Source organism: Phenylobacterium sp. (assembly GCF_004799515.1).
Lineage (GTDB): Bacteria > Pseudomonadota > Alphaproteobacteria > Caulobacterales > Caulobacteraceae > Phenylobacterium.
On record NZ_SSMX01000026.1, the window covers coordinates 311,474 to 327,781 of the forward strand.

Sequence of the window (16,308 nt, forward strand, 5' to 3'; positions counted from 1 at the left end):
GCCGAAGCCGCCGCCGCGCGGACGGTCGAAACCGCCGCCGCCGCCGCCCCGCGGGCGGTCGAAGCCGCCGCCGCCGCCGCCGCCACGAGCCGGGGCCGCGCCCTGGCCGGTGACCACCAGCTGGCCCGCCGAAAGCTTGCCGGACCGCCGGTCCTGCTCGAGTTCGAAATTGACCAGATCGCCTTCATTCAGGCCGCGAAGGCCTGCCTGTTCGACGGCTGAAATGTGGACGAAGACGTCGCTTCCGCCGTCGTCCGGTTGGATGAAACCAAAGCCCTTAGCGGTATTGAACCACTTGACCGTGCCGCTCGCCATTCGCCTGACCTAACCGAGATAGAGTGCCTCACCGCCCTCAGAACGAGGACGTCCGGACCCCGAGTTTGGCGGTCCGTGACAAACTATGTAGCTGGCGAAATGCCAGGAGGCCAGCCGCGCCGTGACAGAAGAGCGCAATCGGCCTATTGGAGCGCCCCTCCTTTTGCTTGTTGACCTCGCGGGAACCTGGTCCGTTGAACAGCATCTGCGTCTATTGCGGCTCCGCGACCGGGACCGATCCGGCCTTCCTTGACGAGGCGGTGAAGGCCGGGACCCTGATCGCGCAAGCGGGCCTGACCCTGGTCTACGGCGGCGGCAAGGTGGGGCTGATGGGGGCCGTGGCCGACGCGGCGCTGGCCGCCGGCGGCAAGGTGATCGGCGTGATGCCCGCCGACCTGGTCAACCAGGAGATCGGCCACCGGGGACTCACGGAGCTGCGCGTCGTCAACTCCATGCACGAGCGCAAGTGGGGCATGGCCGAGCTGGCCGACGGCTTCCTCTGCCTGCCGGGCGGGCCGGGCACTTTCGAGGAGATCTTCGAGCAGTGGACCTGGGCGCTCCTGGGCTTCCACGCCAAGCCCTGCGGCTTCGTCAGCGTGAACGGCTATTACGAGCCGATGCGGGCCACGATCCAGCAGATGGCCGATAAGGGCTTCCTCGCCCAGCAGTACGTCGACATGCTGATCTACGCGCCGCGGACCGAAGGCGTGCTGGAGGCCTTCCGCACCTACGTCCCGCCGCCGCCCAAGTGGGGCGTGGCGCCGGTGGAGCAGCGGTACTAGGCGTGCGAAAGGCCCCCGGCGTGCGCCGAGGGCCTCGCGGTGTCAGGGTCTGGCCGGATTTAGCGGCGGTCCATGTGGACCTGGTCCGACAGGGTGTCGAGGCGGGCCTGCAGGGCGGCCTCGTCGCGGTCGGAGAGGCGCCCATCGCGGCGGCGGTCGCTTTCCTCGCGCTTGATGTCGTCCAGGGTGTTCATCGCCATGCGCGCGTCGCGGTGCGACAGGGCGCCGTCGTCGCGCTGGTGGTCGATCCAGCCACGCATGCGGTCGATGCGGGTGGAGACGTCGACGGTGTTGGCGCGGCTGGTGTAGGCCGCGTCGGCGGCGTAGCCCTCGACGCCCACCGGCGGGCCGTCGACCCAGACGCCGCTGCGGTCATAGTAGCCATAGGCCACGGCGCGGTCGGCGTGGTTGTCGTGCCAGACGCCTTCGTTGTCGTAGTAGCCGTAGGCGTGGACGCAGTCGTGCGGGCCCTTGGCCAGGTTCGAGCCGACCACGCCGCCGGCGACGCCGCCGATGATCGTGCCGCCCGCCTTGCCGCCGTGTCCGGCGATGGCGTTGCCCAGCAGGGCGCCGCCCAGGACGCCCAGCACCGTGCCGGTGGTGCGGTTGGCGCTGCGCTGCTCGCAGGTCTCCTGCGCCATGGCCAGGGACGGGATCAGGGCCACGGCGGCGATGCCGGCGGCCAGAATGTGCTTACGCATAGGTCTCTCCTCGTAAAGGGATGTTTGTCCCTCGTTTCGGGCCGCAGAACGTGGGTCGATGCAGGGAGGTTCCGCATCGCGCCTGACCCGGCTAGGCTCGTCCGATTGGCGCCGGGGCGTTCGGGGACACGGAAAAATGCGGAAGATTGCGGGACTTTTGGCTGGCCTGGTCGCCGGCTGCATCGCCGGCTTTGGGGCCACAGCGGGGATGGCCGCGCCGCCGCCCTTCGAGCCGCATGACTACGCCATCAAGGACTTCCACTTCCGCTCGGGCGAGACCCTGCCGGAGCTGAAGCTGCGCTACTACACCATCGGCCAGCCGAAGAAGGACGCCGCCGGCCATGTGATCAACGCGGTGCTGGTCCTGCACGGCACCGGCGGGTCGGGGAAGCAGTTCACAGCCCCGCAGTTCGCCGACGTGCTGTTCAAGCCGGGCGGCGTTCTGGACCCCGCCAAGTACTTCGTCATCATGCCCGACGACATCGGCCACGGCGCCTCGTCCAAGCCCTCCGACGGCCTGCACATGCGCTTCCCGCACTACGGCTACACCGACATGGTCGAGGCCGAGCACGCCATCGTCCGCGGCGCCCTGGGGGTCCAGCAACTGCGTCTGGTGATGGGCACCTCCATGGGCTGCATGCACAGCTTCATGTACGCCGAGATGTACCCGGACGAGGCCAGGGCGGCGATGCCGCTGGCCTGCCAGGCGGTGGAGCTCGCCGGCCGCAACCGGCTGTGGCGCGAGATGGCGGTCACCTCCATCGAGGCCGATCCGGCGTGGCAGGGCGGCGAGTACAAGGATGAGCCGCAGCTGGGCCTGCGCGGGGCGGAGAACCTGCTGATCATCGCCGGCGCCTCGGCCTGGCCGATGCAGATCGAGATGCCCAAGGGCGAGCAGGTCAACGCCTGGTACGCCCAGCAGCTGCCCCAGCGGCTGAAGGGCGCCGAGGCCAACGACCTGATCTACCAGCTGCAGGCCTCGCGCGACTACGACCCGTCGAAGGACCTGGAGAAGATCAAGGCGGCGCTGACCTGGGTGAACTCCTGCGACGACTTCATCAACCCGCCGGAGCTGGGCCTGGCGCAGGTGGAGATCCGCCGGGTGAAGGCCGGCCGCTTCGTGCTGATCCCCTGCCGCCCCGACACCCACGGCCACGGCACCCACACCTGGGCGGTCTTCTGGCAGAACGACCTGGCCGACCTTCTGAAGCGCTCGGGCGGGTAGGGAGGCCCGCCTACGAGGTCGTGCTGACCGTCCAGGTGGCGTCCTCGATCTCGTCGTGGGCGTTCAGGTGGGCGGTGATGGCGTCGAGGTCCTCGGCGCTGGCGGTGGTGGGCACCAGGGTGGCGGCGAGTTCGACGATCTCGTCGCCCTCGGAGACCACCTCGATCTCGCGCACGGGATAGTGGTAGCGCTCCAGCTCCTCGTAGAGCAGGTCGCGGGCGCTAGGGGCCTCGGCCGGCGCGCAGGTGACGTGCACCTGGTAGAGCGCTTCGGTCTCGCCGGGCGTGATCGGGCGGCGGTTCACATAGTCGACGAGGGGCCGCAGAAGGGTGTTGCCGGCCAGGACGAAGACCGCCGCCGCGGCCGCCTCGCCCAACAGGCCCGCGCCGGCGAAGGCGCCGACGGCCGCGGTGCTCCAGAGCGTCGCCGCCGTGTTCAAGCCACGCACCTGGGCGCCTTCCTTCATGATCACGCCGGCTCCCAGGAAGCCGATGCCGCTCACCACATAGGCCACGATACTGGCCTCGCCGCCCGCCGCGGCCAGCCGGTCGCCCAGGTGGACGAAGGCGGCGGTGCCCACCGAGACCAGCACCATGGTGCGCAGGCCGGCGTTGCGCTGGCGGACCTGCCGCTCCAGCCCGATCAGGCCGCCCAGGACGAAGGCCGCGCCCAGCCGCGCCAGGGTGTCCAGGGACAGGGAGAGGTCGAGGCCCGCGGAGGTCATGTGGTGTGGGTCATGTCGCTAGAACAGCGGCTTGCCGTCCGCGCTGGGCAACTGGACCTGCAGCACCTTGGCGACGGTGGGGGCGATGTCGCGCATGTCGATCTCGCCGATGGCGCCCTTCTTGGGCACGCCGGGGCCGGCCAGGATGAAGGTGGCGCGCATCTCCGGATGCTCCGGGAAGTAGCCGTGGGTGCCCCGCTCGCCGGCCGAGCCGAGCATCGGGCCGCCGGGCCGTCCGCCCGCCTGATAGCCCGGCTTGAAGTCGACCCAGAAGCTGGCCTGCGGCGTCCCGCCCATCCGGGCGATCTCGCCGGCGTCGGCGACGCGGGCGACACCGTTGTCCGGATTGGCGGCCAGCTTGGCCAGGACGCCCTCGACCCTGGCCTTCAGCGCCGGATCGTCCGGCTTGGCCAGGACGATGGCCGCCGAGGCGCCGCCCCAGGGCGCGGCCTCCCACGAGGTGATGCGGTGGGTCTTGTCGTCCGCCGACATCAGGCCGGCGTCCACGAAGGCCTGCTCCAGGTTCACCGAATGCTGCACAGGGGCGAAGCCGTGGTCGGAGACGACGGCGATAACGATCCCGGGCTCGGCGGCCCGCGCCGTGGCGACCAGGCGGCCCACCATGGCGTCGAGCTGCTCCAGCACCGCCTTCGACTGCGGCGTGTCGGGGCCGAAGCCATGCTGGGCGTGGTCCAGGGCGGCGAGGTGCAAGGTGGTGAAGGCGGGTTTTTTGGCCTTGATCAGCGCCTCGGTGAAGGTTGTGCGCGCCTCGTTATTCTGCGGCAGCTCCTCGGTCATCTGGACGAGCTTCAGGCCGGTCGCGGCCTCCAGCTGGTCGACCAGGCCGGGCGTCGAGACGGCCTTCAGCAGCTTGGCGTCCTCGGCGACGTGGGCGCGCCAGAGTTCCGGGATGTCGTAGTCGATGGACGCGTCGCCGACGCTGACCGGCCAATAGACCGAGGCGGTCTTCTTGCCCGCCTGGTGCGCGGCGTCCCAGAGGGTCGGGACCTTGATGTCGCTGGCGTACCAGTACCAGCCGCCCAGGTTCTGGCCGAGCGGGTCGAAGGTGGTGTTGCCCGCGATGCCGTGCTTGGCCGGCCAGACGCCGGTCATCAGGGTCGTGTGGTTCGGATAGGTGACGGTGGGCAGGGCGTTCCTGACCCCGGTCGCATACATCCCCTCGGCGGCCAGCTTGCGCAGGTTGGGCAGCTTCAGGCCGCGCTGGTCGGCGTCCAGCACGTCGGCGGGGCGCAGGCCGTCGATGGAGATCATCAGCACCGGGGCCGCCGCGGCCATCGCCGGAACCGCGAGCGCCGCCGCCAGTCCGCACACGAACGCTTTCACCCGCATCGAATCCCCCGCCTCAGCCCTGCCGCCCCGCTGTGGCCCGGAACGATGACAGGTTCTTTGCAAAGGCCAAGGCGCAGCGGGCCGCGCCTAGCGCACGTAGCTCGCGCCGTTGATGTCGATCACCGCCCCGGTCATCGACGGCGGGGCCTCCAGGGCCAGGTAGGCGACGGCGTTCGCCACCTCCTCCGGCTGGGCGACCCGGCCCAGCGGAATGTCGGCCAAGAGCTTGTCGCCGCCGCGGCTCGACAGATAGTCCTCGGCCATGCCGGTCATGGTGAAGCCGGGGCAGACGCCGAAGGCCAGGATGCCCTCGCCGGCATAGCCCCGGGCGATGGACTTGGTCATGGCCACCATGCCGGCCTTCGACGCCGCATAGTGCCAGTGGGCCGGCGAATCCCCGCGGTAGGCGGCGCGGCTGGCGACGTTGACGATCCGCCCGCCGGTCGCGCGCTCGCGCCAATGCAGCACCGCGCGGCGGCAAAGGTCGGCGCTGGCCTGCAGGTTGATCTGCATCGTGCGGCCCCAGGCGGCCTGCCACTCCGCGAGCGGCGCCTCGGCGGCGATGAGCTCGAACACGCCGGCATTGTTCACCAGGACGTCGATCCGCCCGTCCAGCGCCGCCAGCGCGCGGTCCCACAGGGCGTCTGCCGCGGCGGGATCGGCCAGGTCGGCGCCCAGCACGCCGGGGCCGTCGGCGCGGCCGTGGCCCACGAAGCGCGCGCCGCGCTCGGTCAGGGTGTCGGAGATCGCCGCGCCGATGCCGCGCGTGGAGCCGGTGACGAGAATATGGACAGGGTTGCTCATGGCCTCCTCCTAGCGCGCGGCGGGGCGTTGCGGAATGGCCGGGGCGGTGCGCATGATCCTAGGGTCCCGGCGCGCTCGCCGGCGGCTGCGCCCCAACTCCCGGGGGCCTAGGAGGCGGTCTTGAAACTCTCAGCCTGCGCCGCGGCGCTCGCGCTCTGCGGCCTGATGGCCGTCCCGAGCCTCGCCTGGACCCAGTCCCTGGCGGACAACGACGATTCCGCGGCGCCGTCGGTGGGCACACGCTTCAAGTGCCAGGAGGGCGGCGATCTGGTGGCCCGCTTCGACAGCCACGGCGCGCGCCTGATCGCCATCGTCGACGCCGGCGAGGGCCCGCATGCCCTGCCGATCCAGCCCTGGAACGGCGGGCCGGTGCAACTCACCTGGAGCGACGGCCAGCGCACGCTGACCTGGAGCCCCGGCGTGCACATCATGTGGATGGACGGCGGCGAGCACCGCATGTGCGGCCGCGAAGGCGGCCACCACCACTAGCCAAGAAAGCAAAGCGCCCCCGGCCGAGGCCGAGGGCGCTTAAGATGGCTTAGGCGAAGGCGCCTAGCGCTGGACCGGCGGGGCCTTGCCGCCCTTGTCGGTGGGGCGCTTGTCGCCGGTGTCACGGGCGCGGCCGTCGCCGTCGGTGTCGATCCGCTGACCGGAGCCCTGCTGACCCGTCATCTTGCCCATGCCCTGCTGGTTCTGCTGAGCCGGGTTCGGCCGGTTCATGTTCCCGGCCTGCTGGTCGGGCTTGCGCCCTTGGTTCGGGTTGTTGGTGTTGGACTGGGAGCCCATCGGTCATTCTCCTGTCTCGGTCGCTTCAGAACGCGAAGCTGCCGATCCAACCGAAGGGCGCCGCCGCCGGTTCCTCTATCACCGGTCCGCCAACGCCTCCCGGCCGGCGGGGAGCGCTTCAGGCCAGGACGGCGGCCCCGGCGGTGCGCCGGCGGGCGCGGAGCAGGGCGCCCAGGCCGCCAAAGCCCATCGCCATCAGCATCCAGGCCTCCGGCTCGGGTACGGAGAAGGTCACGGCGCCCAGGCCGCCCAGGTTCTGGATGCGGCTGTTGGAGTCGGGGCTGACCATGGAGTTGAACTGTCCGGCGACGTTCAGGTCGAAGTAGCCGCCGAATATCTGGAACACGGCGAAGACCACCTGGCCGTCCACCACGTCGAAGTCGTTCTGGCTGATGACGATGTTCGGGTCGACCGTCGCGGCCAGCTCGTTGGCATAGTCGAACAGGCTGAACGGCTTGCCGGGCAGGCCGAGCACGCCCGGGGATACGAAGTCGATCAGCACGTCGCTGGCCTGTTGGTCGAAGCCGTTGGCCTGCAGGCCGAGGATCGTGCCGGTCACGAAACCCGGCACGATGGTGTCGTCACCGAAGATGGGGCCGTCGCCGACAAGGCTCAGGTCGCTGCTGAAGGTGAAGTTCAGCGCCTGGGCGGAGGCCGAGGACGCGAGCGCGGCGGCGGCCGCCGCGCCGGCAATCAGGATTTTCCAGTTCATGTCCCGCACTCCTCAAGGCCCCCGCGCCGGACGCGGGTCTGATGGAACGCCGGTATCACATGGCCAAGCTAATCCGGCAAGACCTCATTAAGTAAAAGATAAAGCATACGTCGGGCGTAATTGAGTATAGGACCTTCGATCTAGGGCTTTAGACCTAGGACTAAAGTCCTACGACTAAAGTCGTAAGCTCGCCTAGCGCGGATGCATGGCCCCGCTCAGGCGCCGCCGGCCCTCGTGGGTCATCAGCTGCTGGCGGATGCGCATGAAGCGCGGCTGGGCGCCGTGGTTGGGCGCGCCGCAATGGACCAGGGTCGGGTGGCAGACCACCATGTCGCCGGGCTCGCCGGTCAGCTCCACCACGCGCACGGGAACGCCGTCGATCTCCGCGCCCGCGCCCATGAAGGCCGCGATCCGGTCCGCCGGCGAGGGCGCGAGCCCGGTCAGGGCCGCGAGCCAGGGATGCGAGCCCTCGAACAGCTTGCGCCGCGCCCGGCCGTTGGTGTCGCGCACCTCGGCGGCCAGGCCCGCGTCCTGCCGCGCCAGCAGCCGGTGCGAGCCGGAGAGGATCAGCGTGCCGCCGCCGCGCGGCGCCACCGTCCCGATGAAGCTGACCACGAAGAGGCCGTTCAGCGCGTCGCGGTGCCAGGCGGTCGGGCTGTCCCAGTGCCAGAGCCCGGTCGGCACGTCCCAGCGCTCCGGCCGCGCGTCCGGCTGCGGGAAGGTCGCCAGCGTCCGGCCCCAGTCGGCCGGCCGCCGCCACTCGCCCGGGCCGAGCAGGTCATCCATCACGCCCCGCACCCGTGGCGTCAGGATCGCCTGCTGCAGCGGGCTTGCCTTGGCGCGTTTCAGGTCGCCCGGGATCGGCCGCCAGGTCCCCGGGTCGTCGCGTAGGATCGCGTGCGTCTCGGCGAGCTCCGCCCACCACTCGTCCTGCATGGCGAGCGCGTCTTCCTGTGCGAACGCGCCGCGCAGGATCAGATAGCCGCCGTCGCGGAAGGTCCGGACCTCGTCCGGGGAAAGCGGGGTGCAGGTCGCGGGCAAGGCCGTCTCCTCAAGAGAACGGCGCCCTGCGGGGGAAATCGCGCCGGGACCCGCAGGCCCAGACGTTCCTTCCACCACAGGGCAGCACCCCGCGGCTCACCGCAAGGCGCGGTGAACGATGGCGAAAGCCTGCGGCGCAGGCCCTCCGCCGTCAAGACTGCCGCGGGCTCCACGGGGAATTTTGCGATGTCTGGAACAAAACGGCCCATGCGGGGAACGACTGGCTTCTCGAGGGGTTGGGAAGGCCTGATGGGAAAGCCCGGACGATGACCGCCGAGGAATGCCATGACCGGGCGCAGCGGTGCGCGGTCAACGCCGACCTCGCGGTGAGCGAGCCGTTGGCGCAGGAGTTCCTGCGGCTGGCCGCCCAATGGAGGGCGATCGGCGCCCGGTCTATTTTCATAGGCTCGATCGGCGAGGACGCCGAAATCCCAAGCGGCGAAGCTTGATCTCGCCGCTGACCTGAAGGCCGAGTGGGCCAACAGGCGCGACAATAGACCACCGGGCCTGGCCGTTTCGTGATAGGCTAGGCTCCAGGGACACCGAAAATCCGGTCCGCGGATTTTGGTGGCCGAAGTCACTGCGCCGGGAACGACTTTCGCTTCGCGAGTCTCCGGCGGCCGATTGAAGCCAAAGATGGCGACCCCTCCCCCCATCACCGCCGTGGTCGGCGACAATCTGGCCCTGGCGCTGGTGGCGTCCTCCGACGCCCCGATCCTATTGCTCGACGGCGACCTCCGGGTGGTCGCCGCCAGCCTGTCCTTTTCCCGCGCCTTCCAGGTGACGCCCGACCGCGCCGCCAATGTCTCCCTGTTCGAACTGGGATCGGGCGAGTGGGAGGTCCCGCAGCTGCGCTCCCTGCTGCGGGCGACACTTGGGGGCGTGGCGGACATCGACGCCTATGAGATGGACTTGCGCCGCCCCGGCCGCGAACCGCGCCGGCTGGTGCTGACCGCCCATGAGCTGGACTACGGAGACGCCGGGAACCGCCGCCTGCTGCTGACGATCTCCGACGTCACCGACGCCAGGCTGGCCGAACGCCTCAAGGACGACCTGCTGCGTGAAAAGGCGATCCTGTTCCAGGAGCTGCAGCACCGGGTCGCCAACAGCCTGCAGATCATCGCCAGCGTCCTGATGCAAAGCGCCCGGCGCGTGCCGTCGGCCGAGATCAAGAGCCACCTCTACGACGCCCACAACCGGGTGATGTCGGTGGCCGCGCTGCAGCACCAGCTCGCGGCGTCCCACACCGGCGACGTGGAGCTGCGCCCCTATTTCACCGAGCTCTGCGAGAGCATCGGAGCCTCGATGATCCCGGACCGCGAGAAGCTGCGGCTGGAGGTCGAGGCCGACGTGGCCACCGCCACGGCCGACGTCTCCGTCAGCCTGGGCCTGGTGGTCACCGAGCTGGTGATCAACGCCCTGAAACACGCCTTTCCCGATGGCCGCAGCGGCCGGATCGTGGTCGCCTATGAAGCCGAGGCGGCGGACTGGAGGCTCAGCGTCCGCGACGATGGCATCGGCATGCTGACGGGCGATGCGCCCGCCAAGCTGGGTCTGGGCACCAGCATCGTCCAGGCGCTGGCCGCTCAGCTCGGCGCCGTCGTCGAGGTGGCGGGGACCGATCCGGGGACCCGCATTTCCCTCGTGCGTTCGGCGGACCCGCCGGCCGCCGAAATCGGGAAGTTCTCGGTGGTTGTCTAGCTGCGCCGGCCGAAGTGGCCGCGGTCGATCGAAGCTGAAGAGGGCCTGCCCATGAACCGCGATCTCCACCCGTCGACCCGCCTGCGAGGCGCGCGATGAGCCTGTTCTCCTGGCTGCCCAGCGGCGCGACCGCGGCGGCGATCCGCTCGGAGATCTGGAGCCTGGGCGCGCGTCACCGCGGCGAGCCGCTGGAGGGCGCGCTGACGGAGCTCAAGGCGTCGGGCCTGAGCGCCGAGCGCGCGCAACTGCTGACCGCCTGCGTGCGCCAGCTGCGCCGCGGCTGACGCGATCGCTGGCTGCGGCTCCAGCCAGATTAAGTATTAAGCCGTCACATACCTAAGAAACGCCCCGATATACGGTTCGTATATGTTTTGACCGTTTCCGAAATTTCGGAACCATCGAAGTAATTGTGGGTTCTCTCTCCCAAGAGAAGGAGTTCGATCCTTTTCAGGAGACTTCCTTATGCGTAAATATCTTCTGGTCGCCGGCCTCGCCGTCGCGACCCTGATCCCGTCCTTGGCCATGGCCCAGGAGAGCTGCCAGCAGCGCAGCGAGAACCGCACCGCCGGGACCGTGCTGGGCGCGGTCGGCGGCGCCCTGCTGGGCAGCGCCGTCGCCGGCCGCCACGACCGGGGCGAGGGCGCGGTGATCGGCGGCGTCGGCGGCGCGGTGGTCGGCTCGAACCTGTCCAAGGGTCCGCGCGACTGCGCCCACGCCTACGGCTACTACGACAACGACAACCGCTGGCACGACAACGGCGCCGACCGCGCCGTGGCCTACGGCTACTACGACCGCTCCGGCGCCTGGATCGACGGCGCGCCGAACGTTGCGGGCTACAGCGCCGACGTGGCCTATCAGGCCCCTGGCCGCGCCATGGACCTCGACACCCGGATGAGCCGGATCGAGGACCGCATCCAGCGCGGCCGCGCCGACGGGACCCTGTCGCATCACGAGACCCGCGCGGCGATGGCCACCCTGGGCGACATCCGCCGCGACGAGCAGAACCGCCGCCGCGACGGCCGCCTGAACGACCGCGACGAAGCCGCCCTGCAAGGCCGCCTCGACAACCTCTCGACCCAGGTCCGCATGGACCGCGCCGGCTAAGGCTGACGCGGGGCCGCTCGCCGGCCCGGATCGCTTCGAGGCCCCCGGCTCACGCCGGGGGCCTTTTTTGCATCGGCTTCGCCGTCCCGTTGGCCATCAACAAGAACATCTTGCGAACAGAGAACAAACTGGGTACATCTGAGTCTGCGCCGGGACGCGAATGACCGCCTCGGTTGGCGGAATCGTGGGATAGAGGGCCTTGGAAAATGTCGCAGACAGCGTTGAAGCTCGTGGGACGTGAAGACGGTGACAAGCAGCGCGCTCTGGAAGCGGCGCTGAGCCAGATCGATCGGGCCTTCGGCAAGGGCTCGGTGATGAAGCTGGGCGACAAGGGCAAGATCGTGGAGATCGAAAGCGTCTCCACGGGCTCGCTCGGCCTCGACATGGCGCTGGGGATCGGCGGCCTGCCCAAGGGGCGGATCGTCGAGATCTACGGGCCGGAAAGCTCCGGCAAGACGACGCTGGCCCTGCACGTGGTGGCCGAGGTCCAGAAGGCGGGCGGCACGGCGGCCTTCGTCGACGCCGAACATGCGCTGGACCCGTCCTACGCTCACAAGCTGGGGGTGAACCTGGACGACCTGCTGGTCTCCCAGCCCGACACCGGCGAGCAGGCGCTGGAGATCACCGACACCCTGGTGCGATCCGGCGCGGTCGACGTGATCGTCATCGACTCGGTGGCGGCGCTGACGCCCCGGGCCGAGATCGAGGGCGAGATGGGCGACAGCCTGCCGGGCCTGCAGGCGCGGCTGATGAGCCAGGCCCTGCGCAAGCTCACCGCCTCGATCTCCAAGACCCAGACCCTGGTGATCTTCATCAACCAGATCCGCATGAAGATCGGGGTGATGTACGGCAGCCCGGAGACCACCACCGGGGGCAATGCGCTGAAGTTCTACGCCTCGGTGCGCCTGGACATCCGCCGCACCGGCTCGGTGAAGCTGCGCGACGAGATCGTCGGCAACAACGTCCGCGTGAAGGTGGTCAAGAACAAGGTCGCCCCGCCGTTCCGCGAGGTCGAGTTCGACATCATGTACGGCGAGGGCATCTCCAAGCTGGGCGAGATCATCGATCTGGGCGTCAAGGCCGGGGTGATCGAGAAGTCCGGCTCCTGGTTCTCCTACTCCAGCCAGCGCATCGGCCAGGGCCGCGACAATGTCCGCGAGTTCCTGAAGACCAACCCCGACATCGCGGGCGACATCGAAAAGGCGGTCCGCGGCGCCAAGGCGGTCATCGCTGAGGAACTGCTGGTCGGCGGTCCCGAGCCGGAAGACGAATAGGCGCGGAGCCCCAGCAGGGGTTTCCCCTAGACGGTTTCCCCGTCGGACGCCGCATCCGCGGGCGGGCCTTCCCGCCAACCGGTCCGCCCCGCCGACCCCGCGCGGGCGCTCGATGAAGGGAAGCTAAGGACGTCCAGGTTCGCCTGGGCGTCCTTTTTCGTCCGCGTTCTGCGTCTCCGTCCGGCCTCCCGGCGCCCTGCGCCGGGCCGCGTCCGCCGCCGCGGCTTGGGGCCATCCTCTTGCGGTTCCGGCCAGGTTTCGTAAACGGTCGGCCGTCCCCATCTGCGGACGCGGGCGAAAGCCCTTCAGGTCAAAGAAAAGTTGCGACGACCATGCCGAGCGTGAACGACATCCGGACCCACTTCCTGGACTATTTCCAGAAGAAGGATCACGCCATCGTCGCCTCGGCTCCGCTGGTGCCGCAGAACGATCCGACGCTGTTGTTCGTCAACGCCGGCATGGTGCCGTTCAAGAACTACTTCACCGGCGCGGAGACCCCGCCGTTCCCGCGCGCGGCCTCCTCGCAGAAGTCGGTGCGGGCCGGCGGCAAGCACAATGACCTCGACAACGTCGGCTACACCGCGCGCCATCACACCTTCTTCGAGATGCTGGGGAACTTCTCCTTCGGCGACTATTTCAAGGAGCGCGCGATCGAGCTGGCCTGGGAGCTCCTGACCAAGGAGTTCGCCCTGCCGGTCGATAAACTGCTGGTCACCGTCTACGCCGAGGACGACGAGGCCCACGGCCTCTGGAAGCGCATCGCCGGCCTGCCGGACGAGAAGATCATCCGCATCGCCACCGCCGACAACTTCTGGTCCATGGGCGACACCGGACCCTGCGGCCCCTGCTCGGAGATCTTCTACGACCACGGCGAACACATCCCCGGCGGCCCGCCTGGCAGCCCGGACGAGGATGGCGACCGTTTCGTGGAGATCTGGAACCTGGTCTTCATGCAGTTCGAGCAGCAGGCGACCGGCGACCGCATCAACCTGCCCAAGCCTTCCATCGACACCGGCATGGGCCTGGAGCGCATCGCCGCGGTGCTGCAGGGCGTGCACGACAACTACGACATCGACCTCTTCCGCACGATCATCGCCGCCAGCCGCGATCTGGTGGGTGGGACGGGCGGCGCTTCGAACGGGCCTTCGCACCGGGTGATCGCCGACCACCTGCGCTCGTCGAGCTTCCTGATCGCCGACGGGGTGACCCCGTCCAACGAGGGCCGCGGCTATGTGCTGCGCCGGATCATGCGCCGCGCCATGCGCCACGCCCACCTGCTGGGCGCGGCCGATCCCCTGATGCACCGCCTGGCGCCCACCCTGATCGCCGAGATGGGCGAGGCCTATCCGGAACTGCGCCGCGCCGAGGCGGCCATCGTCGACACCCTGCGCCAGGAGGAAGAGCGCTTCCGCCGCACGTTGGGCCGCGGCATGAGCCTGCTGGACGAGGCGACTGCCGGCCTGGCGGAGGGCGAGGTGCTGTCCGGCGAGACGGCCTTCAAACTCTACGACACCTATGGCTTCCCCCTCGACCTCACCCAGGACGCGGTGCGCGCCAAGGGCCTGACCGTCGACCTGGAGGGCTTCGACGCGGCCATGACGCGGCAACGCGAACTGGCGCGCGAGGCCTGGACCGGCTCGGGCCAGGTGGCCGCCGCCGGCGAATGGTTCGCCATCCGCGACCGGCTGGGGCCGACCGAGTTCCTGGGCTACGACCACGTCGAGGCGACCGGCGAGCTGCTGGCCCTGGTGGAGGGCGGCCGCGAGATCGACGCGGCCCTGGCCGGCGCGAGCGTCCAGGCGGTGTTCGACCGCACGCCCTTCTACGCCGAGAGCGGCGGCCAGGCCGGCGACCAGGGCGAGGCCGAGTGGCCCATGGAGGGCGGCAAGCTCGGTCGCGCCCGCGTCGCCGACGTACAGAAGCAGGCCGGCGACCTGTTCGTCCACGAGCTGGAGATCCTCGAAGGCGTGCTGAAGCCCGGCGCGCGCGTGCGCCTGGCGGTGGACGCCCAGCGCCGGGCCCAGACCCGGGCCAACCATTCGGCCACCCACCTGCTGCACGCGGCCTTGCGCAACGTGCTCGGGCCGCATGTGAGCCAGAAGGGCCAGATGGTCGACGGCGAGCGCATCCGCTTCGACTTCAGCCACGGCGCCCCGGTGACGCCGGAGGAGATCGACCGCATCGAGGCCGAGGTGAACGCCGTGGTGCGCCAGAACCTGCCGGCGGAGACCGAGCTGATGGCGCCCAAGGACGCCATGGCCGCCGGCGCCATGGCCCTGTTCGGCGAGAAGTACGGCGAGACCGTCCGCGTGCTGACGCTCGGCCAGTCGCTGGCCGGCGACGGCGCCTATTCGGTGGAGCTCTGCGGCGGCACGCATGTGGCGCGAACCGGCGACATCGCCCTCTTCAAGGTGGTGCAGGAGCAGGGCGTGGCCGCGGGCGTGCGCCGCATCGAGGCCCTGACCGGCGAGAGCGCGCGCCGCTGGCTGCTCGACCAGGCGGCGGTCTCCAAGGGCCTGGCCGACCAGTTCAAGGTCCCGGTGGCCGAGGTGCCGGTGCGCGTCGCCGCGCTGGAGGCGCAGCGCCGCCAGCTGGAGAAGGAGCTGGGCGAGGCCAAGCGCCAGCTTGCCATGGGCGGCGGTTCCGGCGGCGGGGCGCTGGCCGGGCCGGAGGAGATCGGCGGGGTCCAGGTGCTGGCCCGGGTCATGGAGGGCGTCGGCGGCAAAGACCTGCGGCCCATCGCCGAGGAGTTCAAGAAGCAGCTTCCCGACGGGGTCATCGCGCTGGTGGGCTCGGCGGAGGGCAAGGCCGCGGTCACCGTGGCGGTCACCGGCTCAGCCCAGGCCCGGTTCAACGCCGTCGAGCTGGCCAAGGCGGCGGTGGCGGCCATGGGCGGGCAGGGCGCGGGCGGGCGTCCCGATTTCGCACAGGGCGGCGCGCCGGACGGCGCCAAGGCGGCCGATGGCCTGGCCGCCGTGAGGGCCGCACTCGCCGGAGAGGGCTAGTATGTAAGAAATATTACAACCCTCAGGGGCATTCGGTTGGCGCCCGATATGCAGACGTTATGGTCCAGCTCTGGACCTAAGGGGGACATTTCTATGCGTAAGATCATTTTCGTCGCCGCTGCCGCGGCGGGTATGGCGTTTGCGGCGGCTTCGGCCCAAGCGACTGAATTCGCTGGCACCTGGACGCTCAGCGAACTGAACACCAGCGATCCGGGCCTCGTGGTGAACGCGACGAAGACCACCGGGTCCTTCGACATCGCCAACGGTGTGCTGACCGCCAGCAGCCCGACGACCACCATCAATCTGTTCGATCTCTACACGAACGAAGGTTCGATCGAGAAGGACGACAAGACGCCGCTTCCGATCCAGCTGACCTTCACCTTCACGACCCCGAGCCCGACGTCGGGCGGCGTGATCAACGGCACGACGGTTGGCCAAGAGACCTTCCTGGGCGTCTTCCAGGACGGCGTGCTGAACTGGGCCGACAGCGGCGTGACCGACGTGAACTTCGGCACCAACCTGAGCGGCCTGCTGACCATCGGCGTCAACGGCGGCGCCTTCAACACCGGCCTTTTCGGCCTCGACAAGGGCAAGCGCGCTGGCCTCGACGTCTCCGCGACCTTCGATTGGGTCAACGACCCGACGAGCGGCGGCGTGCCTGAGCCCGCCTCCTGGGCGCTGATGATCGCCGGTTTCGGCATGGCCGGCGCGACCCTGCGCCGCCGTCGCGTCGCCGTCGCCGCCGCCTGACACCAGGAGCCTTCGGCAAATACGAGAGGCCAGG

General features: G+C 69.7%; 17 protein-coding genes and 1 pseudogene. 10 read left to right on the top strand and 8 right to left on the bottom strand.

Features of this window, described 5'->3' with window-relative positions; genetic code table 11:
- Positions 1–123 precede the first annotated feature (123 nt).
- Positions 124–315, bottom strand: a pseudogene (locus E8A49_RS10880) (cold-shock protein); the annotation flags it as partial.
- Positions 316–509: 194 nt separating this feature from the next.
- On the opposite strand from E8A49_RS10880, the gene E8A49_RS10885 reads away from it, so the two are divergent.
- Entirely contained in the window at positions 510–1,097 is a 588-nt protein-coding gene (locus E8A49_RS10885) for a TIGR00730 family Rossman fold protein (protein ID WP_293380465.1), read from the top strand.
- Between the two features lie 59 nt (positions 1,098–1,156).
- On the opposite strand, the gene E8A49_RS10890 is transcribed toward E8A49_RS10885, so the two are convergent.
- Positions 1,157–1,798 carry a hypothetical protein gene (locus tag E8A49_RS10890; RefSeq protein ID WP_293380468.1) on the bottom strand — a complete coding sequence of 214 codons (642 nt, stop codon included), beginning with the start codon at positions 1,796–1,798 and terminating at the stop codon, positions 1,157–1,159.
- 136 nt (positions 1,799–1,934) lie between these two features.
- On the opposite strand from E8A49_RS10890, the gene E8A49_RS10895 reads away from it, so the two are divergent.
- Entirely contained in the window at positions 1,935–3,023 is a 1,089-nt protein-coding gene (locus tag E8A49_RS10895; RefSeq protein ID WP_293380471.1) for an alpha/beta fold hydrolase, read from the top strand.
- 10 nt (positions 3,024–3,033) lie between these two features.
- Here the strand turns inward: E8A49_RS10895 and E8A49_RS10900 are convergent, their stop codons facing one another.
- From E8A49_RS10900 to E8A49_RS10910, 3 genes are all read right to left on the bottom strand, one after another.
- Positions 3,034–3,747 (bottom strand): MgtC/SapB family protein, encoded by a 714-nt coding sequence (locus tag E8A49_RS10900; RefSeq protein WP_293380474.1) that lies wholly within the window; start codon positions 3,745–3,747, stop codon positions 3,034–3,036.
- An 18-nt stretch (positions 3,748–3,765) separates the two neighbouring features.
- A complete protein-coding gene (locus E8A49_RS10905; protein ID WP_293380477.1) occupies positions 3,766–5,091 on the bottom strand; it encodes an alkaline phosphatase family protein in 1,326 nt (441 codons plus the stop codon).
- 93 nt (positions 5,092–5,184) lie between these two features.
- Positions 5,185–5,901 carry an SDR family oxidoreductase gene (locus E8A49_RS10910; RefSeq protein ID WP_293380480.1) on the bottom strand — a complete coding sequence of 239 codons (717 nt, stop codon included), beginning with the start codon at positions 5,899–5,901 and terminating at the stop codon, positions 5,185–5,187.
- A 120-nt stretch (positions 5,902–6,021) separates the two neighbouring features.
- On the opposite strand from E8A49_RS10910, the gene E8A49_RS10915 reads away from it, so the two are divergent.
- The gene (locus E8A49_RS10915) at positions 6,022–6,390 is read left to right on the top strand and encodes a hypothetical protein (protein ID WP_293380483.1); all 369 of its coding nucleotides are present in this window, start codon (positions 6,022–6,024) and stop codon (positions 6,388–6,390) included.
- A gap of 63 nt (positions 6,391–6,453) precedes the next feature.
- Here E8A49_RS10915 and E8A49_RS10920 read toward each other — a convergent pair whose 3' ends face one another.
- The 3 genes from E8A49_RS10920 to E8A49_RS10930 form a co-directional block, all read right to left on the bottom strand.
- Positions 6,454–6,687, bottom strand: coding sequence for a hypothetical protein (locus tag E8A49_RS10920; protein ID WP_293380486.1), 234 nt, complete (start codon positions 6,685–6,687; stop codon positions 6,454–6,456).
- Between the two features lie 118 nt (positions 6,688–6,805).
- Positions 6,806–7,399 (bottom strand): PEP-CTERM sorting domain-containing protein, encoded by a 594-nt coding sequence (locus E8A49_RS10925; RefSeq protein WP_293380489.1) that lies wholly within the window; start codon positions 7,397–7,399, stop codon positions 6,806–6,808.
- 192 nt (positions 7,400–7,591) lie between these two features.
- A complete protein-coding gene (locus E8A49_RS10930; RefSeq protein ID WP_293380492.1) occupies positions 7,592–8,440 on the bottom strand; it encodes a phytanoyl-CoA dioxygenase family protein in 849 nt (282 codons plus the stop codon).
- A gap of 266 nt (positions 8,441–8,706) precedes the next feature.
- Here E8A49_RS10930 and E8A49_RS10935 point away from each other — a divergent pair, with 266 nt between their 5' ends.
- The 7 genes from E8A49_RS10935 (at position 8,707) to E8A49_RS10965 (ending at position 16,274) form a co-directional block, all read left to right on the top strand.
- Positions 8,707–8,889: a hypothetical protein gene (locus tag E8A49_RS10935; protein ID WP_293380495.1), complete on the top strand. Its 183-nt coding sequence runs from the start codon at positions 8,707–8,709 to the stop codon at positions 8,887–8,889.
- 187 nt (positions 8,890–9,076) lie between these two features.
- Positions 9,077–10,141, top strand: coding sequence for a sensor histidine kinase (locus E8A49_RS10940; protein WP_293380498.1), 1,065 nt, complete (start codon positions 9,077–9,079; stop codon positions 10,139–10,141).
- A 95-nt stretch (positions 10,142–10,236) separates the two neighbouring features.
- Positions 10,237–10,425, top strand: coding sequence for a hypothetical protein (locus E8A49_RS10945; protein WP_293380500.1), 189 nt, complete (start codon positions 10,237–10,239; stop codon positions 10,423–10,425).
- Between the two features lie 178 nt (positions 10,426–10,603).
- Positions 10,604–11,245, top strand: a complete 642-nt coding sequence (locus E8A49_RS10950; protein WP_293380503.1) for a glycine zipper 2TM domain-containing protein — start codon at positions 10,604–10,606, stop codon at positions 11,243–11,245.
- Between the two features lie 206 nt (positions 11,246–11,451).
- Positions 11,452–12,519 (top strand): recombinase RecA, encoded by a 1,068-nt coding sequence (gene recA, locus E8A49_RS10955; protein WP_293380506.1) that lies wholly within the window; start codon positions 11,452–11,454, stop codon positions 12,517–12,519.
- A gap of 332 nt (positions 12,520–12,851) precedes the next feature.
- The gene (alaS, locus tag E8A49_RS10960) at positions 12,852–15,524 is read left to right on the top strand and encodes an alanine--tRNA ligase (protein ID WP_293380509.1); all 2,673 of its coding nucleotides are present in this window, start codon (positions 12,852–12,854) and stop codon (positions 15,522–15,524) included.
- Positions 15,525–15,617: 93 nt separating this feature from the next.
- Complete coding sequence (locus E8A49_RS10965) at positions 15,618–16,274, top strand: PEPxxWA-CTERM sorting domain-containing protein (protein ID WP_293380512.1); 657 nt, start codon at positions 15,618–15,620, stop codon at positions 16,272–16,274.
- The last annotated feature ends 34 nt before the right edge of the window (positions 16,275–16,308 follow it).

What these genes read in the sequence shown, in the direction of transcription:
- E8A49_RS10890 (WP_293380468.1), bottom strand. Translation starts at nt 1,798, where the DNA reads ATGCGTAAGCACATTCTGGCCGCCGGCATCGCCGCCGTGGCCCTGATC.
- E8A49_RS10895 (WP_293380471.1), top strand. Translation starts at nt 1,935, where the DNA reads ATGCGGAAGATTGCGGGACTTTTGGCTGGCCTGGTCGCCGGCTGCATC.
- E8A49_RS10900 (WP_293380474.1), bottom strand. Translation starts at nt 3,747, where the DNA reads ATGACCTCCGCGGGCCTCGACCTCTCCCTGTCCCTGGACACCCTGGCG.
- E8A49_RS10910 (WP_293380480.1), bottom strand. Translation starts at nt 5,901, where the DNA reads ATGAGCAACCCTGTCCATATTCTCGTCACCGGCTCCACGCGCGGCATC.
- E8A49_RS10920 (WP_293380486.1), bottom strand. Translation starts at nt 6,687, where the DNA reads ATGGGCTCCCAGTCCAACACCAACAACCCGAACCAAGGGCGCAAGCCC.
- E8A49_RS10925 (WP_293380489.1), bottom strand. Translation starts at nt 7,399, where the DNA reads ATGAACTGGAAAATCCTGATTGCCGGCGCGGCGGCCGCCGCCGCGCTC.
- E8A49_RS10935 (WP_293380495.1), top strand. Translation starts at nt 8,707, where the DNA reads ATGACCGCCGAGGAATGCCATGACCGGGCGCAGCGGTGCGCGGTCAAC.
- E8A49_RS10940 (WP_293380498.1), top strand. Translation starts at nt 9,077, where the DNA reads ATGGCGACCCCTCCCCCCATCACCGCCGTGGTCGGCGACAATCTGGCC.
- E8A49_RS10945 (WP_293380500.1), top strand. Translation starts at nt 10,237, where the DNA reads ATGAGCCTGTTCTCCTGGCTGCCCAGCGGCGCGACCGCGGCGGCGATC.
- E8A49_RS10950 (WP_293380503.1), top strand. Translation starts at nt 10,604, where the DNA reads ATGCGTAAATATCTTCTGGTCGCCGGCCTCGCCGTCGCGACCCTGATC.
- recA (WP_293380506.1), top strand. Translation starts at nt 11,452, where the DNA reads ATGTCGCAGACAGCGTTGAAGCTCGTGGGACGTGAAGACGGTGACAAG.
- alaS (WP_293380509.1), top strand. Translation starts at nt 12,852, where the DNA reads ATGCCGAGCGTGAACGACATCCGGACCCACTTCCTGGACTATTTCCAG.
- E8A49_RS10965 (WP_293380512.1), top strand. Translation starts at nt 15,618, where the DNA reads ATGCGTAAGATCATTTTCGTCGCCGCTGCCGCGGCGGGTATGGCGTTT.